This is a genomic window from Desulfurobacterium crinifex (assembly GCF_054656775.1).
Genome location: NZ_BAAHXO010000004.1, coordinates 532,735 through 556,044, shown reverse-complemented (window position 1 = coordinate 556,044; position 23,310 = coordinate 532,735). Strand labels below are relative to the sequence as shown.

The 23,310-nt window shown below is 38.8% G+C and carries 25 protein-coding genes; 12 read left to right on the top strand and 13 right to left on the bottom strand.

Annotated elements, in window-relative coordinates:
* Positions 1-17 precede the first annotated feature (17 nt).
* The 7 genes from ACYQ3A_RS04865 (at position 18) to ACYQ3A_RS04835 (ending at position 4,289) form a co-directional block, all read left to right on the top strand.
* Positions 18-629, top strand: a complete 612-nt coding sequence (locus ACYQ3A_RS04865) for a TIGR00296 family protein (RefSeq protein ID WP_459895988.1) — start codon at positions 18-20, stop codon at positions 627-629.
* A 66-nt stretch (positions 630-695) separates the two neighbouring features.
* Complete coding sequence (locus ACYQ3A_RS04860; protein WP_459895987.1) at positions 696-1,319, top strand: site-2 protease family protein; 624 nt, start codon at positions 696-698, stop codon at positions 1,317-1,319.
* A 13-nt stretch (positions 1,320-1,332) separates the two neighbouring features.
* Positions 1,333-2,610, top strand: coding sequence for a thymidine phosphorylase (locus ACYQ3A_RS04855; RefSeq protein WP_459895986.1), 1,278 nt, complete (start codon positions 1,333-1,335; stop codon positions 2,608-2,610).
* A 17-nt stretch (positions 2,611-2,627) separates the two neighbouring features.
* Positions 2,628-3,491, top strand: a complete 864-nt coding sequence (locus ACYQ3A_RS04850; RefSeq protein WP_459895985.1) for a hypothetical protein — start codon at positions 2,628-2,630, stop codon at positions 3,489-3,491.
* Between the two features lie 41 nt (positions 3,492-3,532).
* Positions 3,533-3,787, top strand: coding sequence for a CopG family ribbon-helix-helix protein (locus ACYQ3A_RS04845; protein WP_459895984.1), 255 nt, complete (start codon positions 3,533-3,535; stop codon positions 3,785-3,787).
* On the top strand, positions 3,774-3,971 hold the full coding sequence (locus ACYQ3A_RS04840; protein WP_459895983.1) for a type II toxin-antitoxin system VapC family toxin: 198 nt from the start codon (positions 3,774-3,776) through the stop codon (positions 3,969-3,971). Before ACYQ3A_RS04845 ends, ACYQ3A_RS04840 begins: the two co-directional genes overlap by 14 nt.
* A 123-nt stretch (positions 3,972-4,094) precedes the next feature.
* The gene (locus tag ACYQ3A_RS04835) at positions 4,095-4,289 is read left to right on the top strand and encodes a hypothetical protein (RefSeq protein WP_459895982.1); all 195 of its coding nucleotides are present in this window, start codon (positions 4,095-4,097) and stop codon (positions 4,287-4,289) included.
* 141 nt (positions 4,290-4,430) lie between these two features.
* Here ACYQ3A_RS04835 and ACYQ3A_RS04830 read toward each other — a convergent pair whose 3' ends face one another.
* From ACYQ3A_RS04830 to ACYQ3A_RS04820, 3 genes are read right to left on the bottom strand one after another with little or no spacing between them, the layout of a single operon-like run.
* Positions 4,431-5,597 carry an IS256 family transposase gene (locus ACYQ3A_RS04830; protein ID WP_459894592.1) on the bottom strand — a complete coding sequence of 389 codons (1,167 nt, stop codon included), beginning with the start codon at positions 5,595-5,597 and terminating at the stop codon, positions 4,431-4,433.
* The gene (locus tag ACYQ3A_RS04825) at positions 5,581-5,814 is read right to left on the bottom strand and encodes a transposase (protein WP_459895980.1); all 234 of its coding nucleotides are present in this window, start codon (positions 5,812-5,814) and stop codon (positions 5,581-5,583) included. The genes ACYQ3A_RS04830 and ACYQ3A_RS04825 overlap by 17 nt, the downstream gene beginning before the upstream one ends.
* Complete coding sequence (locus ACYQ3A_RS04820) at positions 5,787-6,608, bottom strand: IS630 family transposase (RefSeq protein WP_459895979.1); 822 nt, start codon at positions 6,606-6,608, stop codon at positions 5,787-5,789. Before ACYQ3A_RS04820 ends, ACYQ3A_RS04825 begins: the two co-directional genes overlap by 28 nt.
* A 184-nt stretch (positions 6,609-6,792) precedes the next feature.
* On the opposite strand from ACYQ3A_RS04820, the gene ACYQ3A_RS04815 reads away from it, so the two are divergent.
* From ACYQ3A_RS04815 to ACYQ3A_RS04795, 5 genes are all read left to right on the top strand, one after another.
* Complete coding sequence (locus tag ACYQ3A_RS04815; RefSeq protein ID WP_459895978.1) at positions 6,793-7,749, top strand: OmpA family protein; 957 nt, start codon at positions 6,793-6,795, stop codon at positions 7,747-7,749.
* A 37-nt stretch (positions 7,750-7,786) separates the two neighbouring features.
* Complete coding sequence (locus ACYQ3A_RS04810; RefSeq protein ID WP_459895977.1) at positions 7,787-10,330, top strand: hypothetical protein; 2,544 nt, start codon at positions 7,787-7,789, stop codon at positions 10,328-10,330.
* Between the two features lie 188 nt (positions 10,331-10,518).
* Positions 10,519-11,085 carry a hypothetical protein gene (locus ACYQ3A_RS04805; RefSeq protein WP_459895976.1) on the top strand — a complete coding sequence of 189 codons (567 nt, stop codon included), beginning with the start codon at positions 10,519-10,521 and terminating at the stop codon, positions 11,083-11,085.
* 20 nt (positions 11,086-11,105) lie between these two features.
* Entirely contained in the window at positions 11,106-13,076 is a 1,971-nt protein-coding gene (locus ACYQ3A_RS04800; protein ID WP_459895975.1) for a hydantoinase/oxoprolinase family protein, read from the top strand.
* Complete coding sequence (locus ACYQ3A_RS04795; RefSeq protein WP_459895974.1) at positions 13,077-14,642, top strand: hydantoinase B/oxoprolinase family protein; 1,566 nt, start codon at positions 13,077-13,079, stop codon at positions 14,640-14,642.
* On the opposite strand, the gene ACYQ3A_RS04790 is transcribed toward ACYQ3A_RS04795, so the two are convergent.
* The 10 genes from ACYQ3A_RS04790 to ACYQ3A_RS04745 all read right to left on the bottom strand — a co-directional run bounded on the left by ACYQ3A_RS04790 (position 14,639) and on the right by ACYQ3A_RS04745 (position 23,289).
* On the bottom strand, positions 14,639-15,613 hold the full coding sequence (locus ACYQ3A_RS04790) for a PfkB family carbohydrate kinase (protein ID WP_459895973.1): 975 nt from the start codon (positions 15,611-15,613) through the stop codon (positions 14,639-14,641). The two genes, ACYQ3A_RS04795 and ACYQ3A_RS04790, sit on opposite strands and share 4 nt — an antisense overlap.
* Position 15,614: 1 nt before the next feature.
* Positions 15,615-16,148 (bottom strand): DUF448 domain-containing protein, encoded by a 534-nt coding sequence (locus ACYQ3A_RS04785; protein ID WP_459895972.1) that lies wholly within the window; start codon positions 16,146-16,148, stop codon positions 15,615-15,617.
* Positions 16,145-17,272: a transcription termination factor NusA gene (gene nusA, locus ACYQ3A_RS04780; RefSeq protein WP_459895971.1), complete on the bottom strand. Its 1,128-nt coding sequence runs from the start codon at positions 17,270-17,272 to the stop codon at positions 16,145-16,147. Before nusA ends, ACYQ3A_RS04785 begins: the two co-directional genes overlap by 4 nt.
* Before the next feature lie 16 nt (positions 17,273-17,288).
* Complete coding sequence (locus ACYQ3A_RS04775) at positions 17,289-17,777, bottom strand: ribosome maturation factor RimP (RefSeq protein WP_459895970.1); 489 nt, start codon at positions 17,775-17,777, stop codon at positions 17,289-17,291.
* 143 nt (positions 17,778-17,920) lie between these two features.
* Positions 17,921-18,379: an SsrA-binding protein SmpB gene (smpB, locus tag ACYQ3A_RS04770; protein ID WP_459895969.1), complete on the bottom strand. Its 459-nt coding sequence runs from the start codon at positions 18,377-18,379 to the stop codon at positions 17,921-17,923.
* Positions 18,355-19,371, bottom strand: a complete 1,017-nt coding sequence (locus ACYQ3A_RS04765) for a 30S ribosomal protein S1 (protein ID WP_459895968.1) — start codon at positions 19,369-19,371, stop codon at positions 18,355-18,357. Before ACYQ3A_RS04765 ends, smpB begins: the two co-directional genes overlap by 25 nt.
* Entirely contained in the window at positions 19,316-20,221 is a 906-nt protein-coding gene (gene ispH, locus ACYQ3A_RS04760; RefSeq protein ID WP_459895967.1) for a 4-hydroxy-3-methylbut-2-enyl diphosphate reductase, read from the bottom strand. The genes ACYQ3A_RS04765 and ispH overlap by 56 nt, the downstream gene beginning before the upstream one ends.
* On the bottom strand, positions 20,202-20,858 hold the full coding sequence (locus tag ACYQ3A_RS04755) for a lysophospholipid acyltransferase family protein (RefSeq protein WP_459895966.1): 657 nt from the start codon (positions 20,856-20,858) through the stop codon (positions 20,202-20,204). The genes ispH and ACYQ3A_RS04755 overlap by 20 nt, the downstream gene beginning before the upstream one ends.
* Before the next feature lie 74 nt (positions 20,859-20,932).
* The gene (locus ACYQ3A_RS04750) at positions 20,933-21,937 is read right to left on the bottom strand and encodes an outer membrane beta-barrel protein (protein WP_459895965.1); all 1,005 of its coding nucleotides are present in this window, start codon (positions 21,935-21,937) and stop codon (positions 20,933-20,935) included.
* A gap of 68 nt (positions 21,938-22,005) precedes the next feature.
* The gene (locus tag ACYQ3A_RS04745) at positions 22,006-23,289 is read right to left on the bottom strand and encodes an ammonium transporter (protein ID WP_459895964.1); all 1,284 of its coding nucleotides are present in this window, start codon (positions 23,287-23,289) and stop codon (positions 22,006-22,008) included.
* Positions 23,290-23,310: the final 21 nt, after the last annotated feature.

The window sequence follows — 23,310 nt, the reverse complement described above, 5'->3', positions numbered from 1 at the left end:
CTCAGAGAGAGGAAGTTATGAAACTTTTAACTCTTGAAGAAGGGAAATTCTTAGTTAAACTTGCAAGAAAGGCTATTGAACAGTATTTAAACTTTGGCGTAAAAATTAAACCTCCTGAAAACACGTCTCCAAAACTCTTTGAAGAAAGAGGGGTTTTTGTTACCCTGAAAAAATACCCATCAATGGAACTTAGAGGTTGTATAGGATACCCTGAACCAATAATACCATTAGTTCTTGCAACAATTAATGCAGCAATTTCAGCAGCTACCAGAGACCCAAGATTTTATCCAGTAAGACCTGAAGAGCTAAAAAATATTGTAGTTGAAGTAACAGTTTTAACTCCGCCTGAGCCTTTAAACGTTCCTCCCGAAAGACTTCCAGAAGAAATAAAAGTTGGAAGAGATGGTCTTATTGTCAGATGTGGTTGTGCCTGCGGTCTCCTGCTTCCTCAGGTACCCGTTGAGTGGGGATGGGACGAAAGAGAATTCCTGTCACAGACCTGTATAAAAGCTGGATTACCACCAAACTGCTGGCTTGACCCAAAGTGTCAGATCTATAGATTTCAGGGACAGATATTTACAGAAGTTGAACCTTTTGGTGAAGTAGTGGAAGAAAAAATAAATAGCTGAATTTATCGCAAAAACTACAATTTGCAGATAAACTCAAACCAATTTTAATTATGAAGGAGGTTTTAGTTGTACGAGTGGCTTATGAATTTCATAATTGCCCTGCCGGCAATCCTCTGGGCTATAACTATTCACGAATTCGCCCACGGATACGTGGCTTATAAGCTTGGTGATCCCACCCCAAAGATAACAGGACGATTAACTTTAAATCCTTTTGCTCACCTTGATATTATCGGTTTTCTGGCACTGCTCCTTGTCCACTTTGGATGGGCAAAGCCTGTAATGATAAATCCACGAAATTTCAGGAAAATGGATCCCCGTAAAGGTGAAATTCTTGTGGCATTTGCAGGACCTTTTGCAAACTTTGTAAGCGCCTTTATAAGTGTTCTCCTCTTGAAGTACTTCCCATTTAGCGCTTTTCCAGCAAATATCTCTGAACCACTATTTCTCATCTTCAAGTACAGTATCTTTATAAACGTTGCCTTTGGAATCTTTAACCTTTTACCCATCCCACCACTTGATGGCTCGAAGATACTGGAAGCACTTTTACCACCGAAACTTTACTACTCTTATAAGAAAATTGAGCCCTATGGTCCAATAATCCTCATCATTCTCGTCATAAGCCCTCTGCTCAACTGGATACTTGTTCCCCTTGTAAATGCTATGATTCATATAATGTTGATCATAACCTGATTCCGGGAAGAGCATGATATTCAAAGAGTTAATCAAACAGAAGAGAGACGGGAAAAAGCTCTCAAAAGAGGAAATTGCGTTCATCGTCAACTCATACACTTCTGGAGAAATTCCCGATTATCAGATGGCTGCCCTTCTGATGGCTATCTACTTTCAAGGACTCGATTATGAAGAGACTTTAGCTCTTACAGATTCAATGCTAAAAAGTGGAGAAACAGTTAAGGTAGAAGTTGATGGAAGAATTGTTGACAAACACAGCACAGGCGGAATTGGTGATAAGGTATCTCTCATTATAGCTCCCGTCCTTGCCGAAATGGGATTTAAAGCACCTTTACTTTCTGGAAGATCCTTAGGATTCACAGGAGGAACAGCAGATAAACTTGAAAGTACTGGAATGAAAGTGGAGTTATCAGACGAGGAAATAACCGAAGTTGTTAAAAGGTTTGGTTTCTCAATATCTGCTCAAACAGAAAAAATAGCTCCAGCAGACAGAAAGATATACGCTCTACGGGACGCCACCTTAACAGTTGAGAGCATTCCTCTCATCGTTTCAAGCATTCTCAGTAAAAAACTTGCAGTTAACACAGAAGCAATAGTTTTTGATGTAAAGGTGGGAAGCGGTGCATTTATGAAAACGATGGACAAAGCCACAGAATTAGCTGAAGGACTTGTGAATGTCTCTAAGCTCTATGGGAAAAAAGCTGGAGCTCTGATAACTGAAATGAACCAACCTCTTGGAAGATATGCTGGAAATGCTCTTGAAGTAAAGGAATCAATTGATGCCCTTTCCGGAGATATTTCCGAAGATTTGTTAGAAGTTACTTCCTCTTTAGTCGGAGTCCTCTTTGAGCTTACAGGTTATGGAAGTTTTGAAGACGGAAAAAAGAGAGCAGCGGAAGTAATTCTTTCTGGAAGTGCAGTAGAGCAATTTATCCGATGGATTGAGTACCTTGGTGGAGCTCCTGATGTAAAAGTTGCAGAGAAAAAAATTGAAGTGAAAGCTCCAATCTCTGGTTACATAACCCATATAGATGGCGAACAACTCGGTTATCTTGTTATAGAGCTCGGCGGTGGAAGAAGGAAAGCTGAAGATAGAATTGACTATTCTGTTGGATTAAGGTTTTTCAAGAAGATTGGAGACTATGTAGAAGAAGGAGAACCTATAGGGGAACTTTACTACAACAGAGGAGAGCCTGAAAAGTTTGTGGAAAAGTTCCTATCAGCTTACACTATTTCTGAAAAAGAGAAAATAGACACACCTATTATTGTGAAAAAGAAAGTAAAATTGTGAAAAAATTAGGGATCGTTATGGCAAATTTAAAGCCTATAGAAAAGAAGTTTTTCGAAGATATCTTCGGCATGGGAACAGGATACGTTCTTGATTTTTCGGATCAAACTTTTGATGAGTTTTTTAGAAGCGTTGTTGGTATTAATATTCGCGATGACAAATATGCCTTTAACGGAAACTCAAAAGCAAAAAGGTTGCGGGCATTTTGGGAAATAGAATCAAATGAGGTTGTAGGAAAGGTTTTAAAGGAATTAGTAGAAATATGGAGATACAGTCAGGAAAGGATGGGTGAAGATATAGATGATGACTACAAAAGGGCTTTAAGAATTATCTATAGACTTCTTGGAAAAGAATATGATGATGCCGCAAAAGAAGAAGACTTCTTAAAAAGAGATTTTGAAATCAAACTATCGCAATTGAACTTAAGTGCCGAGCTTTCGGATGTCATTAGACAAAGAATTAATGAGATCCAAATTTGCTTAAATAATAAGGCACCACTGGCAGTTATTTTTCTATGTGGAAGTGTACTTGAAGGATTGTTGCTTGATTTAGCTACCAAGCATCCTCAAAAATTTAACACTTCAAAATCTGCTCCCAAGAACAAAGAAGGAAAGACAAAACCATTTCGCGAATGGACATTAAGCAATCTCATTGATGTTGCATATGAAATTGGTTTCTTAGGTTTGGATGTGAAAAAATTTAGCCATTCTCTACGAGATTTCAGGAATTATATTCATCCCTATCAACAAGTAAGTTCAAAGTTTAAACCGGATATGCACACAGCACAGATCAGCTGGAAAGTTCTACAAGCAGCAATTGAAGACTTAAGTAAAAAAATAACATTATGTATCGCAATCTCAACAATATTGACTTTATGCTCATAACCCCATAACATAATAAAAGAATTAGGTATAAGGAGAACCTTATGGCAATAGAGAGAATAACTGTTAGTATTGATAAGGAGTTTGCAGAAGAACTGAGAAGAATAGCAAAGAACAAAGGTAAGAGCCTCAGTAAGCTTATCAGAGATTCCCTCCAGGAATGGCTTATAGACAGGGAAAGAAAAGAAGCAGGAATGGCTGTCTTAAAATTGATTGAAGAAAAAGGAAAACTTGTTTCCGATGAGGCACTAAAAGAAATTGAGGCAGAAAGGAGAGCTTCTGATCGTGACCGGGCTTGATACTGGTTTTTTTATAAAGTTGCTGGCAGGTAATGAAACTGCAAAAAACTATTGGATAGATATTGTGAATGGTCAGAGAAAGGCAGTTGTTTCGACCTTAACACTATTCGAGCTTAAAAGGTTAACATTAAAAGAAATGATTGATAAAGAAGCCTTTGAAGGAATTCGTTTCTTTAGATACTAAAATATAGACTATGGAAAAGAAGAGAGGAAGACCGAGAAAATACAGGCACGACATAAGATGTCCCGATTGCGATTCTAACTGGTGCAAAAAGAACGAGCACCAGAAAGGAAAACAAAGATATAGATGCAACGGTATTTACTCCAGAAGCCAGCAGGAAGGAACATCCAGAAGAGAAAAAATCTTGCATTGTTTGTTTGGACAGCAGTGATAGAAGATAGAGGTAGGAAAACAGTTACTTTTGAAGTAGGTAACCGAGATGAAGAAACTTTTTTAAAAGATATGGGAGAAAATTCCGATAACAAAGAAATATTACTCTGACGGATATGAAGTATATGCTAATACCAATACCGATTTATAAATCATCCTAAGACAGCCTCCTTAATGTAAGGATAAAAAGTAAGTTTCTTTAACCTTTGAGGTGTAAACGACGGGAGTGTCCATAGAACTGTGTAAATTCTATCATGCCTCTAACCTCTCCTCGAAAATTATTGACAGCTGCCCGTAAATAATACCCCAATCCTTGATAACACTTCTGTTCCATTTTTTCGCAAGTTCCAAAGCAGCTAAATAGAGGTTCTTAAGAACTGACATATCACTCGGAAATACCCTCTTTCCATCTGTTACCTTCCTGAACTTACTATTAATACTCTCTATGATGTTCGTCGTGTACATAAGTTTCCTGAGTTCAAGCGGATACTTAAAGTAAGCCATAAGCTCTTCCCAATTAGCTCTCCAACTCCTTACTACGTGTGGGTATTTACTTCCCCATTTCTCTTCAAACTCGTTCATCCTAAGTTCTGCTTCCTCAAGTGTAGCTGCTCCATAAACCCTCTTGAGATCCGATGATAATTCTTTTTTGTCTTTCCACGATACATATCTTAATGAGTTCCTTATCTGGTGAACTACACATTTTTGTATTTCTGCTTGAGGATATACTCCTTTTATGGCTTTCCCTATTCCTGACAGATTATCCACGCTAAATATCAGAACGTCTTTGACTCCTCTACTTTTTAGGTCATTTAGTACCTTGAACCAGAAGCTGGCACTTTCGCTCTCATTTATCCAAAAACCAAGGAGTTCCTTTCGTCCCTCTTTATTTACCCCTATGACCACGTAAACTGCTTTATCTACTACCTTGCCATCTTGTCGTACTTTGTAAAAGATGCAGTCTATATAAAGGATAACGTAAATTCTTTCAAGTGGTCTTGACTGCCATTCTTCTATTCTCGGAGTTAGTCTGTCGGTAATCTTTGAAATCAAAGAAGGACTTATGTCCATTCCATACATGTCGGAGAGTAATTCCTGAATGTCTCTTACTGTCATTCCCTTTGAATATAGGGCTATTATCTTGTTCTCCAGGTCTTCAAGGACTGTCTGGCGTTTTTTGACTATTTTGGGTTCAAAATCTCCCTTTCTATCTCTTGGAGTTTCAATCTCTACTTCTCCAGCTGCGGTTTTAACAGTCTTGGAGATATAGCCGTTTCTGGAGTTGTTAGAATTAGTACGCTCATACTTTGAATAGCCAAGGAACTCTTCAAGCTCTGCTTCTAATGCTTCTTTTAATGTTTGTTGGATGAGCTTCCTAAGATCATCCTTAATGAGTTCTGGATCATATTTCTTTTTCATGTGTCCACCCTCCTTTAGGTTTAATTTTTACACACTTGGGTGGACACTCCCTAAACGACTTCACTATTCCACATACAGTATCTTCCAATTCTTCTATTACATTAAAAACTTTGTTCTTCAAGTGCTTCTTTATATCCTGAAACACCCTCTCTACTGGATTAAGTTCCGGTGAATATGGTGGCAAATACACTATCTGTATGTTTGTAGGTACTTCCAACTTTTTATCCTATGAGAAGATGCATTGTCCATAACTACTATCGCTTCCCTTTTTCCTAAGTATTTACTGAATTCCTTTAAAAACAGATTCAAGCTTTCTGTTGTCATATCGGGCATTACAAATGAAAAGCTGTCTCCTGTTATAGGAGATACGGCTTTATATAAATACCTGTACTCAAATTTCATTATTGTCGGAATTATCGGTTTTATCCCTCTTCCTCTCCATTCTCTGCCTACTTGGGACATCAATCCAAATCTGGATTCGTCATAAAAAAAAATTCCTTTATCTGGATTTTCTCTCGCTATTCCTTTAAATATCTTTTCTTTGAATTCTTTCTCTTGATTCTCGTCCTTTCTAATGTTTACCGGTCTTCCTACTTTCTTCCTTGCTCCTATCCTCTTTAGCAAATCCGATATCCCTTGTTGGAAATATCTGATTCCAAATTTCTGATATATCCACTCTATCATCTCTCTCTGGTTGCTAAAGCCTTTTTCGTTAAGCTCATTTACAAATTCTTGAAGTTGCTCTTCAGTCATCTTTCCCCGATATCCAGTTACTTTCCAATCAAGTAATTCTTTTAAACCTCCTTTCTCGTATTTTTTCCACCATCCTTTTAAAGTTGGATAACTAAAATGCAATAGGTTTGTCATTTCTTTTAATGTCATTTTTGGATTTTCCTTTAAAAGGATGAGCATTTGGATACGGGGGATAAATCTTCGGTGAGATAACCGCTTCAGCAACCTTTTTAGATCTTCTGAATCCTCTTTTATCTTCGTCCCATCTATCGTCCTCATAAATCTAATTCTACACCAGTTTTGGTATTACAGTAAAAGTGTGAAAGAGCCCCTACTTATGGAGAAAGTACACGTGTTTGTTATAGCATCTTTTGAACAGAATCCCAACATTTAGGTTGTTCTCGTTGGAGTGTGGTAGAATTGTTGCAAATAAAAACTAAGTTTTTTTGGTGGAAGGGGAACAATGAAGAGAGTTGTAGTTTTAGCAGTGGGAGTAATGCTGCTTCTTATAGGCTTTGTACTGGTTGGTAAATTTGGGGAAGAAAAAAGAAAGAGTTCAGCTCAAGTTCAGAAAACAGTAAAACACCATAAACCTTCAGTTTTCCGGTCTGAAAAGCAGGGAAATGAGTCGATTTCTAAGTCAACTGTGGAAGTTCGTTCTGGAGATGTGAGACTATCAAGGGAGAAGGAGAAAAAAGGGAAACAGTTCATTCAGTTACGCATAAATAATTTGCAGGGTCAACTGGAAAAGGTAGCTTTTTCTTCTGTTGAAAATTTAGACACCGAGAAAATCTTTAGATTGGTAAGAAACCTCAGTGGGAAAATAGTCTTTAAGGATGGGAAATTAACAGTTTATCTTTTCGCTCCTCCTGATACGAAAATTTCGGAGGATAAGCTTAAGAAGATAGTTTTTAATATTAAAAGAAAAACGAAAAGTGGCAATATTATAGTTCTTGCCGATAATGGTTCATTAAGGGTTATTACGGTTTATAGCTCCAATCTTTCTAAATCCCTTACACCTGATCAAATTGCCCAACTGCTTCCTTCTGGAAATCTACTGACCTTTTCTTCTTCGAGAAAGATAAGATTTTGTTTTGATAAGACAGAAGTTATTGCAGAAGATAAGCCTAACATTGACAAAGTACTTTCAGATTTGGAATTTGCAATTAAGAAAAGTGGTGCTAAGGTAAGTAAAATCATAATTGAGGGACATACGGACAGTATAGGTTCGGAGGAATATAATTTAGCTTTATCTTTGAGAAGAGCACAAATTTTGAATGATAAGTTAAGAAAGAGCTTCAAAAATGTTTTTATAGTGAACATAGGAAAGGGAGAAAAGTTCCCAATAGATACCAATGATACTCCGGAAGGAAGAAAGAATAACCGGAGGATTGGTGTCTCTCTTGAGTTTTCTTTATAGGTGGTTCTTTGTTGTATGTCTTACTTTTTCGTTTTGTTTGAAACCGACAAGTCTTTATTCTCAGGAATTAACGGATTTAAGCTTAGTTAAAGTTCTTAATAATGATGTTTTTGTTTTTCTTCCACAAGACATTTCGCAAAGTTTTGATGTTGAATGGTATGGTAAATTTATAACAATAGATGGTAGGAATTTTGCTCACGGTAAAGGTAAGCTTGTTTTTATAAGAAAAAGCGACGGATATAGAAGCATTCCTTACAGTGTAAATGCAGAAGAAGGTTACATCACTAGCAATCTAGTACTGAAATCAGATCAATTTTATAAATGCTTAGATGAAAACTGCGAATTAAAGAGTTTGAAGTTAGTTCTCCGTTACATTCAAGGAGAGAAAATTACCGAAGAAGTTGTTACTTTTGAAGGCGAACTAAGTATAAATGGAGATGTTTTAGTTCCTAAATTAGGAAAACTTGAATCAAAGAACTTTATTTATGAAGGAGAATTTGATAAAGGGGAGATCACTGGTTTTGGCAAGTTCTGTTTTAAAAGTGAAAGAGTAACCAGTTGTGATAAAGCTCTAATCATCCAAGAAGGTTTTTGGGAAAGGGGTAGATTTTTAGAAGGCTATTTGAAGACTGCTTACTCTGATGGTGCTGTGTACGAAGGATGGAGCGTAAATGGAATTCCAGATGGTTGGGGAAAGGTTTTATGGAGTGATGGAAGTAGATATGTTGGAGAATTCTTGGAAGGAAAAAAACACGGAAAAGGTTTTTATCTCTTTCCTGATGGTAGCTGGTATAGAGGAGAATATAAAAATGACTTAAAAGATGGAGAAGGGGAACTTTATATCAAGCCTTTAGATGTTTATTACATAGGACAATTTAAAGCCGGAAAAATTCAAGGATGGGGAGAGTTATACATCGGTAATGAATTTGTTTATATAGGTTCTTTTGAAAACAACTTACCTAATGGTAGCGGCTATTTGATTGACAAATCGGGTAACACTTATGAGGTCATCGTTAATAATGGAAATATCTTATTTGTTAACTCTACCTCTCAAAAACTTTCGCTTTATCAGCTTTTTTCTTCTGAAGCGTATGCTTTTAGTATTCCTTCTTTATCAGATGTTGTTAACCTCTTTTCAAAAAAAGTCCAAGAAGTTGCTGATTGGGTAGAGAAGAATAAAACCCATCTAATTAATGCCGTTAAAGGATGTATTGCTGGAGGATTTGGAGGAGCTATTTCCGGAGCTGCCGCTGGAGCTGTTGTTGGGGCTGTAACAGGGGGAAATGTTGTTGCAGGAGCGGTTGTAGGAGGTGGTATTGGATTTGTAAACGGGTGTTTTAATCAAGCTGAAAAAGCTTTTGAAAAGGATGGAAATTACACACTTCGCGATGCCTTTCAGTCATTCAAAGAGGAACTTTTCAGTGTGGAAAATTTTGCTTTTGGAGCGCTAGGAGAGGTGGGTGCAATTGGAGTAGGGGCAAAAGCAGCCGAGAAGGTTGCTGAATTACCACCTGTAAGACGAGCTTTTTCTCAGTTGGAAAGATTCTTTTCTAAGAATGTTAGAAAAGCCTTCAGATATTTATGTAAGAAGAAGATTGTAAAGAGATTTTTAAAGAGATTTTGCGAGGAAGGGAGACCTTCCTATCCGGACTTAACTTTAACTTTACTGAGTTGGAACTTGAATAATTTTAGTCCGGAGGGGAAAAAAGAGAAGGATAGAGAATTGATTTATGATTTTCTGGAGAGTAGAGATGAGGACATTATCCTACTTCAGGAAGTTTTAAAAGCTAATGATGAACGTTGGAATGGTTTTTGGAAAAACCTTGAGAAGGAAACAAAAAGAGAGTTGATAGTGTCTGAGCCAAAAAATACTAAAACGGATAAAAGAAATGAAACTTTTGTTTTTTTAGTGAAGAAAAACAAGTTTTCTTCTGTACGTTTGGTTGATAAAGAAGTCTTATCTAATTTGTCATTGTTAGGTCTTAAGAGGAAACCCTCTATTGTGTGTTTGCAAATGAAGTCTTCACGGGTAGGAAGAAGAAAGAAGGGACTCAGAAGAAGAAATAGCTATCAAGAATACTGTGATATAGCAGTTGTTAACGTTCATGTGGATCTTAAAATGAGAGTGTTCGGAATAGAGATTAAAAAGAAAAGGACAAAAAATACGTTGAGGATGACTAGAACAATTTTTTCCTTAGCATCGGTTGTTCAGAAATTGAAGAGGAAGTTTTCTCCTAAAATTATAATTATTGGAGGCGACTTTAACATGGAACCCGACATTTTAGAGAAAATAGGAAAGAAAATAGGATTATATCGGCCAGTAATCTATGATATTACTATGATTGGTAAGGATCGGAACCGGTATGATAACTTCCTTATTCCTTTTTGGATTAGGGGAGCATCAGGAGAGGTTATATACAGTTTAATTTGTCAATGTTCCTCAGCTAAAACTTCCAAAAGGGTTTGTAAGGAAATAAGCTCATACCAAGAGGTAGAACAAATGGAAACATTTAGGGAGTGTTATAAGGAATATGTTAGTGATCATTTTCCTATAACTGCTAAATTACAGTGGATCTTTTGACAGCGGTTTTTATGAGTGTGGGTTCTCTTCTTAGTTCTCTGGATTTTCCAAGCAGCCTTTCTTTGAAAACTTGGTATCCCAAAACGAAACTGCTATAATCGTTAAGTGCAGTTCTACGATAATTGTTCTTCCATTTGCCAGAGTCCTTTTTTTGAAATGTTTAGGGAGGTGGTAGTGGAGGTATGGATATGTATTTAGATAGTTGGATTTGTAGCGCCTTTAGTAGCATTCCTTCTTCTTTCAAAGAAGTCTTAGATTGGGTAGCCAAAGTAAACAAATACAAACTTCATGAACGTCCAAATTTTAAGAAAAATGACTTTGGTTTTGAGCAGATTATCGTTGTCTATTTAACCCGGTACTTTATCAATAAAATCAGGGAAAATGGTCTTGATCTTCAACTCGGTGTATCGGAAAAGCTAAGGGAAGTTGGTGTTAAATACGATTTTTCTTTGTTTGCAGGACAGAACAACTCGATACAAATTAAAGAGGTTGTTGAAGTTAAAACTATAACAAATAATAATTTTAGCTGGCTTAAAGGAGATGTTGAGAAGTTACGGCAATCTTCAGTAGAAAATAAGTACCTATTGGCGGTAAGTTTATACGTTCCAAAATTGTCTTTGGAATCTGTTTTGAACCGTAAAGATGAAAAGATAGATAGCTTTACCTCTTCACTAGGTGTTAATCATCTACAATCTGGCGAATTTCACACCAGTGGTTCTTATGCGTTTTGGTACTTTCTGTTCAAAGTTGACTGAAACGAAGCCAACGGTGAGAGATGGTTATCATTGGCGTTGATACAGGTGGAACTTTCACAGATTTTATCTATAAAGACGGCGATAAGTGGGGAGTTTTCAAAACCCTTTCAACTCCTGAAAATCCAGCAAAGGCTGTCCTCTATGGAATTGAGAAGATTGCAAAAGATAAACCTAAAAACATTACTCATGGTTCAACTGTTGCAACAAATGCGGTCCTTGAAAGAAAGGGTGCAAAAACGGCCTTCATAACTAATAAAGGATTTGAGGATATCCTCTTCATAGGAAGGCAAAATAGAGAAAAGCTTTATGACCTTCACTACAGAAAAAATCCTCCTCTTGTTCCAGAGGAGCTCTCTTTCGGCGTTAAAGGAAGAATCATTTACACAGGCGAAGAAATTGAAAAACTGAATGAAGCAGAAATAGAAGAAGTTGCAAAAATTTTAAAGGAGAAAGGTGTTGAGTCTGTAGCTGTTTCATTCCTCTTTTCTTTTCTTAACCCAGAGCATGAAGAGATAGTTGAGAAGGTTTTGAAGAAATATGGATTTGAGGTTTCTATTTCCAGCAAAATTGTTCCTGAGTTCAGAGAGTATGAGAGGAGCTCCACCAGTGTAATAAACGCCTACGTTATGCCGAAAATGAAAGGTTACATCTCTTTCCTTGAGAACCATTTAAGTAAGGAAGACAGGCTCCGAATTATGCAGTCAAACGGTGGGGTTATCTCCTCCGAAACCGTAAAAGAACAGCCTGTTAGGACAATCCTTTCAGGACCTGCTGGTGGTGTTGTCGGAGCGTGGAAAATAGGGAAACTGGCAGGATACGAAAAACTCATAACCTTTGACATGGGTGGGACATCAACGGATGTGTCTCTGATAGATGGAAAACCTATCATAACAACAGAATCAAAAATAGAAGGATACCCCGTAAAGGTTCCGGTAATTGACATTCACACTGTTGGTGCTGGCGGAGGTTCTATTGCAAGAATTGATTCTGGAGGAGCTCTGACCGTAGGTCCTGAGAGTGCCGGTGCAGACCCGGGTCCCATCTGCTACGGTAAAGGAGAGGAGATAACGATAACAGATGCAAACCTTTTTCTTGGAAGGCTTGTTCCTGACTATTTCCTCGGTGGGAATATGAAGTTGAACTATGAAAGGATTGTTCCATACTTTGAGGAGATGGCAAAGAAAGTAGGAATTACTCCCTTGGAGCTCGCAGAAGGAATTTTAACCATTGCAAATACAAAAATGGAAAAAGCTATTAGAGTAATTTCTGTGGAAAGGGGGTATGATCCCCAGGAGTTTTCCCTTTTCTCTTTTGGAGGTGCTGGCGGATTGCATGCTGCTTTCCTTGCAAAGATGCTCAACATTCCAAGAGTTATCGTTCCTCAGAATCCGGGAATCCTCTCTGCAATGGGAATGGTTCTTTCAGATATTGTTAAGGACTACTCCCTAACAGTCATGCTTACAGGCAAAAGTGTAAACAGAAAAAACATTGAAAGGTTCTTTAAAGTTCTTGAAGAAAGGGCTGTCGAAGACTTAAAGAGGGAGGGGATTTCAGAAAATAAAATAAAAGTAGAGAAATATCTTGATATGAGGTACAAAGGACAATCTTTTGAGCTAATTGTCCCGTTTGTAGATGACTTTATTAAAGCCTTTCACAACGAGCATGAGAGGGTTTATGGATACTCCAATCGGAATAGGGAAGCTGAAGTTGTAAATGTGAGAATAAGAGCAATTGGAGAAACAGAAAAGCCGGAATTGAAGAAATTCAATTTTGTTTCAGAAAAAGTTCCAGAGGGAGCTCTCTTAGAAAAGAGAAAAGTTTACTTTGATGGAAAGTGGACAGAAACTTCTGTTTACGATAGAGAAAAGCTCCTTCCCGGAAACAGGATAGAGGGTGCTGCAATCGTTGTTGAGTACAGCTCAACGACCGTGATTCCACCTTTTGCAAAGGCTTTTGTTGACGAATACAAAAACCTTGTCATTGAGGTGTGAATGAGCGTAAATCCAATTCTTCTTGAGATATTCAAGAACAGGTTTTCCTCTATTGCCGAAGAGATGGGTGTTGTCCTCCAGAGGACTTCGTTTTCCCCCAACATAAAGGAGAGAAAAGACTTTTCCTGTGCCATTTTTGATGAAGATGGAGAAATGGTAGCCCAAGCTGCACATATCCCTGTCCATCTTGGCTCAATGCCCCTGTCGGTCAAGTCAGTTATCGAGAGTTTAGAACTAAAAGAAGGGGACATGGCAATCCTCAATGACCCTTTCAGGGGAGGAACACATCTGCCCGATATTACAATTGTTGCTCCTGTCTATGCTGGTGGAGATAAACCAGCCTTTTACGTTGCAAACAGAGCTCATCATGCAGACATTGGAGGAATTTCTCCCGGTTCAATGCCCCTTTCAAACTCCATTTTTCAAGAAGGATTAATAATTCCGCCGGTAAAAATTGTTGAGAATGGAAAAATCGATGAAAAATTCCTTGATTTCATAAAGGCTAACGTTAGAACTCCAGAAGAAAGGGAAGGAGACTTTGCCGCCCAGATTATGGCAAATAGGGTTGGAATAAAGAGGTTAGAGGAGCTTATAGAAAAATACTCCTTAGAAACTGTCAAAGGTTACAGCAGAGCTCTGATTGACTACTCCGAAAGAATTATGAGAGAGACCATAAAATCAATTCCGGATGGTGTTTATGAATTTGAGGACTTTATGGAGGACGACGGTTCAGGAAACAGGGATATAAAAATAAAAGTAAAGCTAACCATAGATGGAAACAGAGCTGTCGTTGACTTTTCCGATTCTGACTTTCAGGTTGAAGGAAGTATTAACAGCGTAAAAGCAATAACCCTTTCAGCAGTTCTCTACGTTTTCAGGTGTCTTGTTAAGGAGAATATCCCAACGAATGCTGGCTGTTTAGCTCCCATTGATGTAATTACAAAAGAAGGAACAGTTGTTGATGCTAAATTCCCTGCCGCTGTTTCTGCAGGAAACGTTGAAACCTCACAGAGGATCGTTGATGTTCTGCTTGGAGCTCTCTCTGAAGCTCTTCCAGACTTTATTCCCGCTGCGAGCCAGGGAACAATGAACAATGTAACGATTGGAGGAATTAATCCAGATACAGGAAAACCTTTTACCTACTATGAAACAATCGGCGGTGGAATGGGAGCTTCTGCTAAAGGCGATGGAGAAAGTGCAGTTCACTCCCACATGACAAATACGCTGAACACCCCTGTTGAGGCTCTTGAGTTTGCATATCCATTCCTGATCACTGAATACTCTGTAAGAAAGAATTCCGGAGGAGACGGACTTTTCAAAGGAGGAGATGGAATCGTAAGGGAATTCAAATTCCTGACAGATGTTGAAGTAACGGTCATCTCTGAAAGAAGAAGAGTTCCACCTTATGGGCTCTTTGGCGGTGAACCGGGGAAGACCGGGGAGAACTGGATTGTTAGAAATGGAGAGAAAATTAGAAAAGATGGAAAGTTTACGGAGAGACTTTCAAAAGGAGATGTTTTACGAATAGAAACTCCTGGCGGAGGAGGTTTCGGTAGAAAAGCTTAGCTTAAAAGAAGTTTCTTAGTCTCTTCCCAGGTGGTCTGAGGCTGGGGAAACCTCTCCTTGAAGAAGTGTTCGTAACGTCTTATAACTTTTTCCCAGGTTGGAAGGCTTGTTTGAGCTCCTTCAGCCTCAATAGTGAAGGAAGCTACAGTTGAAGCTATTCTTCCGGCAGTAAGAAAATCATAACCTTTCAAAAGGGCTACAAGAAAACCAGCCCTGTGAGAGTCTCCAGCCCCAGTCGGATCAACGAGCCTTGAAGGTTTAACAGCAGAAATACGATAGGTCTGACCATTGTAAATGATTATTGACCCTTGAGCTCCAAGGGAAACACATATCAGCTTTGGACCTTTGACCTCTCTCATACTCTTCAGCCTTAATATCTCTTTTATCCTTTTAGCTTCATGATTATTCATAAAAAGAAGATTGGTATGTTTAAGAAGTCTGGTAACCCTATGGGGATAGGTAAAAGTTTCCTGTCCTGGATCAAAACTTATTACGTTTTTCAGTCTGTTACGTTTCAAAAAGCGGTAGTAAAACTCAAAATGACCTGTTGAGAAGTGGAGTATTTCGTATTCTTTGGCAAGTTTTGAAGCAAGAAACTTGTGTTCAAAGAGCAGTTTCGATACTCCTTTTTTATTTTCATAGTAATAAAGCCTCTGATCATCGCTATCTTCTTTGCTAATAATAAAGCTCCTTGGCATTGGAAACTCTTTTGCCTCGATTACACCCCTTATGTCAACTCCCTGCTCTTTTAAACACTTTTTATAGTTTATCTTTTCAAAATCGTAACCTGAAACTGCAAAGATACCACTCTTAGCACCAAGCCTTGCAGCCGCAACAGCTACATTTGCTCCGGCACCACCGTAAGTATATCTGTACTTCTTTGCCTGAACTGTTTCATTAACAGCAGCAAACTTACTAACAACAAGGACATTATCAATAACAACACTTCCAAAAGCAAGGATATCTCTCATTTCACTTTCTCGAATTAACAAGCCTTACAATTTTTTTTCCTACTTTCATCAGTTTTCTTCCTATACCGGCATTCTCAACAAAAACTGCTCCTGCCACTCTCTCTTTCCTCAATGCATTTCCTATCTCTTCAGAAGTAAAGAGATTATCCACAACAAGATAGGAAGACTTTATCAATCTCTTTTTCGTTTTTTCACTTAAATCTGAAGCCAAAATAAGTGCTCCCTCCCTATCTCCAAGAGGTCTAATGTTATCCTGACCGACAACAGTAACTCCTGTTTTGTGGGAAAGAGAAAGAAGATGGAGGAAGTAATTTTTCAGTGCTTCTAATGTATACCCGTAAACATCTTCTGGAGAAACTTTCCCCTTAAAGTGCCTCTTTACAAAGGTTTTTATACACCTAAAATCAGGACAAACATTAAAGCCCCTACCCGGCAGCTTTCTCGCCACATCAGGCAGGGGCTTTCCTTCGAACTCAACGTATCTTATGAAATCCTCGTTTTCTTCCTTCACTCTACATCCTGCACAGGTTCTCATTCTTCTTCTTCCATTGCTTCCAACTCTTCAAGCTTCCTGTAGTCACTCTCCTTGATTATATCTATTCCGACAATCTGTCCAACGAGCTTTGAGGCAAGCCTTGCATTTACCCCGTGTTTTCCAATGGCAAGGGAAAGCTGGTCGTCAGGAACAACAACCTCTACCCTCAATTCTCCATTTTCATCCTCGTAAGCTTCTGACTGAAGAACCTTGGCTGGAGAAAGGGCTCTTGCAACCAACTCTGCAACGTCATCTGTCCATCTAATTATCTCTATCTTCTCTCCAGAAAGCTCCCTTGAAATTGGAAGAATTCTACTTCCCTTAACACCTATGCAGGCTCCAACGGGATCGACGAAATCTTCCTTGGCATCCACTGCAACTTTCGCCCTTACTCCTGGCTCCCTTGCCACTGCTTTTATTTCAACAAGTCCATCTGCAACTTCTGGAATTTCAATCTCCATAAGCCTTTTTAAAAACTTTGGATGAGTTCTTGAGAGGATAATGTAAGGGGGTGGATAGTCATCTATTCTGGATGGCTTTCTCCTGTTGTAACGCTTGTAATCAAAAACAACATCGTAGATATAGGCTCTTACCCTGTCTCCTATTCTATATCTCTCCTTTGATATCTGTTCTTCTTTCGGAAGAATCCCAACAACCCTTCCAAGATCTAAAACAATGTCTCCGCTTCTCTTAATCTCCTTAACAGTTCCTGAAATTACGTCCCCTATTTTCTCTTTAAAGTAGTCGAAAAGGGCTCTTCTTTCTGCGCTGGAGATCTTCTCATGAATCACCTGGGCAGCAGCTTTTGCTGCAATACGACCAAGCTCCTCAGTCTTTATTTCAACGAGAACTTTATCTCCAACTTTTATATCTTCTCCAAAGAGCTGCTTCGCTTCTTCAAGAGAGATCTCGTAATCAGGATCTTTAACCTGCTCTACCACCGTTTTTTCCTGAAATATGCCAAAATCCCTACCGTCTTCATCTATCTTAACTACAAGATGACCTTTATATCCAGCCTTTCTCGCAGCATTGATAATTCCTATCTTTACAGCTTCAATAACATCTTCTTTGGAGATGCCTTTCTCTCTACAGAGCATTTCTATAGTTTTACCAAGACTTTCCATTAGTTATCCTCCTTATTTACTTGTCGAAAAGAGAGTCCACATCCACTCTCGCACTTTTAATGTTTTCATAGGGTATCTCTACGTTCGCATTTCTTGAAACATCATGAATAGTTACACCCTTTTCCGAAGTAGAAACAACCTCTCCCTTGAAGTTTCTCTGGTTATCCATAGGCTCGTGAGTCTTTATCTTTACCACAATTCCAACGTGTCTCTCAAAATCCCTCTGTGTCCTAAGAGGTCTATCAAGCCCTGGAGAAGAAACCTCAAGGTTGTAGGCATGAGGAATTAGATCTTCAACATCCAGGAGCGTTCCTATCCTTTCACTAATCCACTGACAATCTGAAATAGTAATACCACCCTCAGGTCTGTCTGCATATATCCTCAAAACCCATCCAACAGGCTCTCTAACAAATTCCACATCAACAAGTTCAAAGCCACCTTCTTCTAAAATTGGCAAAAGAAGTTCTTTTACTCTATCCACAATTTCTTTAATTCTTTCTTCCATGGTAAACCTCGAATCGGATTAAATAAAAAGGAGCGGTTCCGAAGAACCGCTCGTAAAAAGAAGTATGAGTGCGATGAACACAGACAGCTTCTAACCGCCTGTGATAAATTTAGTGCGAAGGCGTGAAATTAGCAAACCAGAACTTATCCGTAGTATTTCATTGCCTTTCGAGCTTCTCTTTCAAGCTCTCTTCTTTTTATTGTTTCTCTCTTATCGTACTTCTTCTTACCTCTAACAAGAGCTATTTCAACCTTCACCTTTCCTCTTTTGTTAAAGTACATTCTTAAAGGAACTATTGTTAGACCCTTTTCCTGTGTTTTTCCAAAAAGTCTTTTAATTTCAGATTTGTGAAGAAGAAGTTTTCTCTTTCTCGTTGGCTCATGATTAAAGAGATTTCCATGGGTATAAGGAGCAATGTAGGCATTGAAGAGAAAAGCCTCTCCGTTCTCTATTCTCACAAAAGAATCTCTCAGGTTTGCCTTTCCTTCTCTTAAAGACTTGACCTCTGTTCCTTTGAGCTCTATTCCCGCTTCGTACTTCTCCAGTATTTCGTAATCGTAATAAGCTTTCTTGTTCTTTATTTCCGGCGTTCTTCCTGCCATTTCAGAATCACTCTCCTTCTCTCTTCATCTATAGTATCAACCACAAATTTGTACTTGTGGTGATACTTTAATTTAATACCTTTTGGCAATATGTTGGCAGGAACATAACCTACAACATCATCAGGAAGCTCAACCCAGTAACCAGATTTATCTTCTCTTACAACGACTCCTTCGATAGATTTTCCCGGTTTATACTTTTCTTTGATATTTTTCCACGGATCTTCCGTAATATCTTTAATGCTCAAAACCAGTCTTTCTTTGTCTCTCTCTATTTTTTTAATTTTCACTTTTATCTTGTCCCCTATCTTTGCCACGTCAAAGGGCGTTTTTAGACCTGACCAGGAAATATCACTCTTATGTACAAGACCATCTACCCCCTGAACATCAACAAATATTCCAAAGTCAACGATATTTTTGACTATACCTTCTACAACATCCCCTTCTTTAAGTTTTTTGAGGGTCTCCTTTCTCATTTGAGCCCTTTTCTCTTCAAGAAGCTTACGTCTTGAGATTACAATGCTTCTTCTCTTCCTATCTATTGAAAGAACCTTTGCCTCAATCTCTCTATCAAGCCAGTCATCAGGTTTTGTAACAGGCATGATGTCCACCTGAGACATTGGAAGGAAGACAGTTATCCCCTCTTCAAGAGCTACTTTGTAGCCTCCCCTTACTCTCTGTCTTATTCTTCCCCTTACAATACCTTTTTTCTCTATCTCATCTGCAATTCTTTCCCACTCTTTAATAGAACGGGCACAGTTTACAGATAAAAGGGCATATCCCTCCTCCGTTTCCGGTTCTATGATGCAGACATCTATTTTTTCTCCAACTTTCGGTTTATACCCAAGTTCTTTAAGAGGAATTACCCCTTCTGATTTCCAGCCAAAATCGACAAAAACTTCTCTACCAGTGACTTTAACGACAGTACCTGTAATTACTTCATTGTTTAGACGTTTGAAGCTTTCTTCCAGTAGTCTGGCAAACTCCCCTTCCACTTATCTCTCCCCCTTTATCAAGAAGTCTAATATAATTTACGACCTCCTCTATAACCCATTGTGGTGTTGATGCTCCAGCTGTAATTCCTACACTCTTTGCTCCTTCAAACCAACTATGGTCTATCTCCTCTTTGGATTCAATATGATAGCTCCTCTCATTTACGCTCTTTGAAATCTGGTAAAGCTTTGTTGTATTGGAACTGTTTTTCCCCCCAACAATGAGCATTACATCAACCTGAGAAGCAAGCTTTTTCGCTTCATTCTGCCTGATAGAAGTAGCATTACAGATAGTATTGTAGACTTTTAGCTCCTTGACCTTTAATGATAGCAGAGAGATGGCTTTCCTAAGGAAATCTACATTTAAAGTCGTTTGACAGACAACGCCGAGCTTTGGCATTCTTGGAAGTCTCTCTATCTCTTCAATCGTGTCTATTATCATTGGAGAGTTAATAACATGGCCGGCTATACCTATAACTTCCGGATGTTTTGGGTTACCCAGTATGAGAACAGGATACCCCTCTTTTTCAAGTTTTATTGCCTTTTCATGAACGTCCTTAACAAAGGGACACGTGGCATCAACTATCTGAAGACCTTTATTTTTAAGGAAATTGATAACTTGAGGAGCTACACCGTGGGAGCGGATGATAACGGTATTACCTGATTCTAAAGCCTCCATATCCTCAATGAATTCCATCCCTAACTTCTTTAATCTCTCTATTTCCCGTCTATTGTGAATTAACTCACCAAGACAATAAGTTTTTTTCGTTTTTCCTATAGCATCAACAGCAATGTTCACAGCCCTCTTAACACCCCAGCAAAAACCTGCACTTTTAGCTACTTTTATTTCCAACCTTTAGCTCCTTTATCTTCTCCATAAGTATATCAGCCGCTTTCTGATAGTTTTCCTTACTATCTTCTAAATCTATGTAAAAAGGTTCTCCAAATCTAATAGTTACCTTAGGCCATCCAGAAATTATTTTCTCTTTACCTATAACTTTTTCACTCCCCTCTATTAAACATGGAACTATTGGAGCCTTTGCTTTGAGAGCAACCATACCTGCTCCCCATTTTGCTCTGATGAACTTCTCAGCGGGAGCTCTTTGACCTTCCGGGAAAATACAGACAAGCTCACCGTTATCCAAAATCTCTAAGGCTGTCTTCAGAGCTTTTAGATCCAGTTTTCCCCTTTTCACAGGAAAAGCATTTCCCCAGTGTTTTATTAAAGATGAAAGAACTGGCATTTCAAAAAGCTCCGATTTAGCCATAAAGAAAACTGGCCTCTTCTTGACAGCGTATGCAACTAAAGGGGGATCTAAGTAGCTTCGGTGGTTTGCTACTAAGAGAACTTTTCCTTCATCAGGAATGTTTTCCCTTCCGTAAATCTTTAAACGACAAAATGTAGCTATAAACCTGGCTACAGTATTTATCCAGACCCAGTAAGCTTTCTTTCTCTTTACCCAGGGATAATTTCTTGTTAGAGATTCCATGAAGCTATTTTATCAAATAGAAAAAAAGCCCCAACGGGGCTTTAAACAGGGAGGTACCCGAAGAAAAAGAGCAACTAAAATATATGTGCAAGCTGAATAGACGCTATACCTTTGTGGTCTGAACCGTTAAATGCCTCGTCGTCGCTTTTAACGAAGGAATACTCAGCTCTAACTACTGTGTGGTCTGATAGTTTGCAGGTTGGAGTCACGGTAACAGAATAAGTTGATTTACCGTCAAAACCATAAATTCCAGAATTGTCCTTATCTTTTACATATTCAACTCTTATAGGAAGAGAAAACCTATCAAACTCAGGAATTACATAAAAAGCAATTCCATAACCTTTTTTGCTACTATCCTCATCAAGCCACTGGTAATCACCATCAACTGCAAACTGAACGTTTCTGTACTTGTAACCTAAGGTAAAGTCAACAAGGTTTTTATAATTTCTGTAGTCAAAGTAAGTAAAAGTATAGTTAACATCTCCGATACTTCCTATGCTCCCAACTGCAAAAGCATGGTCTTTGCTGTATCCATTTAGTTTATTACCTCTATTATACTCTCCGTAAATTTGCATGTTATCCATAACGCTATAAATAACTCTAACGCCCTTATAGATAAAGGGTTGTGAACTCCAGACAAGACCGTAAGTTATGTTGGGATTTAGATAAGCAGCGGCAAGCTCATAACCTACGTTTGTAGGGAGAACTCCCACATCAATTTCAAGACCCTTTACTAGAGTAGCAAAGATGTATCCCCAGAGAATACCGTATTTGTCTCCAACAGTTGCCGTGTTGTCATTATTCACACTTCCAATTACAGTTGGATCAATAGTTGAACCGACAGCAATATCAAACCCACCGAAATCATCTCCACCTGACAGTTCAATTACAGCATCTGTAAGCTTTATGTCGTTAATAGAATTACCCTCAGCCTCAGCCTTTGATTCATTAAACACAGTGGCAGAAATACCTACAGAAAGTTTGATGTCTGGAATATCAACCTTTACTTCTGCCGCACCTGCTTCAGCAACAGCTATTAGTAGAGTAGTTGTTAAAATAGTTAGTGCGCGTCTAATCATGTTTCACCTCATTGTTCTTTTTTGTTTTCGGGGAGGGAGCTCCCTCCCCCCTTTTTTATTTTGTTGTTTTAAAGGTTAAAGCCTTTCTCTCCATGAATTGCAGAATCAAGACCTTCAATTTCATATTCTTCTGGAACTCTTGCTCCACCAGTAAAGATTGAAGAAACAAAGTAAACGATAGCCGTCATAATTCCAGAGTAAACAATTGTTACTATTACAGCTTTAAGCTGAATCCAGAGCAGGGGTAAGTTTCCTTCAAGGACACCGGGAGTTCCTCCTATTGCTTTAACTGCGAAAATACCTGTAGCTATAGCTCCCCAGATACCGCAGAGTCCGTGAACGCCAAAAGCATCAAGGGAATCATCGTATCCAAGTTTCTTCTTAAGGACAAAGACCCCAAACCACCCTAAGATTCCCGCAACAAGACCGATAACAATTGCTCCCGTTACATCAACAAACCCTGCAGCAGGAGTAATAGCAACAAGTCCTGCAACAGCACCAGAAGCAGCGCCAAGAAGTGTAGGTTTCCTTAACATTATCCACTCTGTAACTATCCACGAAATTGCAGCCATTGATGCAGCTACGTTCGTAACTAAGAATGCAGATGCAGCAACTCCATCTGCAGCAAGTTCAGAACCTGCGTTAAATCCAAACCATCCGAACCAGAGCAGTGCTGCACCAAGAACTGTCAGGACAACAGAAGAAGGGAAAAAAGCTGTCTTTCCGTAACCTTTTCTTTTTCCGAGTAGCAGTGCCATTACAAGGCCTGCTATACCTGCGTTAATGTGGACAACCGTTCCACCAGCAAAGTCGAGAGCTCCATCATTTCCAAGGAATCCTCCTCCCCAAACCCAGTGAGCAACAGGTGCATAGACAACTGTTACCCAGAGAATTGTGAAAATGAACCAGGTTGAGAACTTTAATCTCTCAATGACAGCACCACTTGCAAGGGCGACAGTAATTCCTGCAAATGTTCCCTGAAATGCTGCAAAGAGAAACTCAGGAATGGTTCCGCTTAAAGTTTCAACACCAATTCCTTTCATAAAGATCTTTTCAAGATCACCAATAAAACCACCGATATCTGATCCAAAGGCAAGTGTATATCCCCACATAACCCACACAACAGATGCTACACAGTAGGCAAGAAAGCTCATTCCTATGGTATTCAAAATGTTCTTACTTCTTGTCATCCCACCGTAAAAGAGTGCAAGACCAGCAGGAGTCATAAGCACAACAAGGGCTGTTGCAATAAGCATCCAAGCTGTATCACCACTATTTAAAGTTGGTGTTTCTTCTGCCATTGCTGCTAAGGGTGTTAAAGCCATCAGCAGAGCTCCAAGTATTTTCTTCATTGCTTAAACCTCCTTGATTAT

What these genes read in the sequence shown, in the direction of transcription:
- ACYQ3A_RS04795 (WP_459895974.1), top strand. Translation starts at nt 13,077, where the DNA reads ATGAGCGTAAATCCAATTCTTCTTGAGATATTCAAGAACAGGTTTTCC.
- ACYQ3A_RS04835 (WP_459895982.1), top strand. Translation starts at nt 4,095, where the DNA reads ATGCAACGGTATTTACTCCAGAAGCCAGCAGGAAGGAACATCCAGAAG.
- ACYQ3A_RS04815 (WP_459895978.1), top strand. Translation starts at nt 6,793, where the DNA reads ATGAAGAGAGTTGTAGTTTTAGCAGTGGGAGTAATGCTGCTTCTTATA.
- ACYQ3A_RS04820 (WP_459895979.1), bottom strand. Translation starts at nt 6,608, where the DNA reads ATGAGGACGATAGATGGGACGAAGATAAAAGAGGATTCAGAAGATCTA.
- ACYQ3A_RS04745 (WP_459895964.1), bottom strand. Translation starts at nt 23,289, where the DNA reads ATGAAGAAAATACTTGGAGCTCTGCTGATGGCTTTAACACCCTTAGCA.
- ACYQ3A_RS04775 (WP_459895970.1), bottom strand. Translation starts at nt 17,777, where the DNA reads ATGGAAGAAAGAATTAAAGAAATTGTGGATAGAGTAAAAGAACTTCTT.
- nusA (WP_459895971.1), bottom strand. Translation starts at nt 17,272, where the DNA reads ATGGAAAGTCTTGGTAAAACTATAGAAATGCTCTGTAGAGAGAAAGGC.
- ACYQ3A_RS04755 (WP_459895966.1), bottom strand. Translation starts at nt 20,858, where the DNA reads ATGGAATCTCTAACAAGAAATTATCCCTGGGTAAAGAGAAAGAAAGCT.
- ACYQ3A_RS04805 (WP_459895976.1), top strand. Translation starts at nt 10,519, where the DNA reads ATGTATTTAGATAGTTGGATTTGTAGCGCCTTTAGTAGCATTCCTTCT.
- smpB (WP_459895969.1), bottom strand. Translation starts at nt 18,379, where the DNA reads ATGGCAGGAAGAACGCCGGAAATAAAGAACAAGAAAGCTTATTACGAT.
- ACYQ3A_RS04865 (WP_459895988.1), top strand. Translation starts at nt 18, where the DNA reads ATGAAACTTTTAACTCTTGAAGAAGGGAAATTCTTAGTTAAACTTGCA.
- ACYQ3A_RS04850 (WP_459895985.1), top strand. Translation starts at nt 2,628, where the DNA reads ATGGCAAATTTAAAGCCTATAGAAAAGAAGTTTTTCGAAGATATCTTC.
- ACYQ3A_RS04800 (WP_459895975.1), top strand. Translation starts at nt 11,106, where the DNA reads ATGGTTATCATTGGCGTTGATACAGGTGGAACTTTCACAGATTTTATC.
- ACYQ3A_RS04750 (WP_459895965.1), bottom strand. Translation starts at nt 21,937, where the DNA reads ATGATTAGACGCGCACTAACTATTTTAACAACTACTCTACTAATAGCT.
- ACYQ3A_RS04830 (WP_459894592.1), bottom strand. Translation starts at nt 5,597, where the DNA reads ATGAAAAAGAAATATGATCCAGAACTCATTAAGGATGATCTTAGGAAG.
- ACYQ3A_RS04855 (WP_459895986.1), top strand. Translation starts at nt 1,333, where the DNA reads ATGATATTCAAAGAGTTAATCAAACAGAAGAGAGACGGGAAAAAGCTC.
- ACYQ3A_RS04790 (WP_459895973.1), bottom strand. Translation starts at nt 15,613, where the DNA reads ATGAGAGATATCCTTGCTTTTGGAAGTGTTGTTATTGATAATGTCCTT.
- ACYQ3A_RS04845 (WP_459895984.1), top strand. Translation starts at nt 3,533, where the DNA reads ATGGCAATAGAGAGAATAACTGTTAGTATTGATAAGGAGTTTGCAGAA.
- ACYQ3A_RS04785 (WP_459895972.1), bottom strand. Translation starts at nt 16,148, where the DNA reads ATGAGAACCTGTGCAGGATGTAGAGTGAAGGAAGAAAACGAGGATTTC.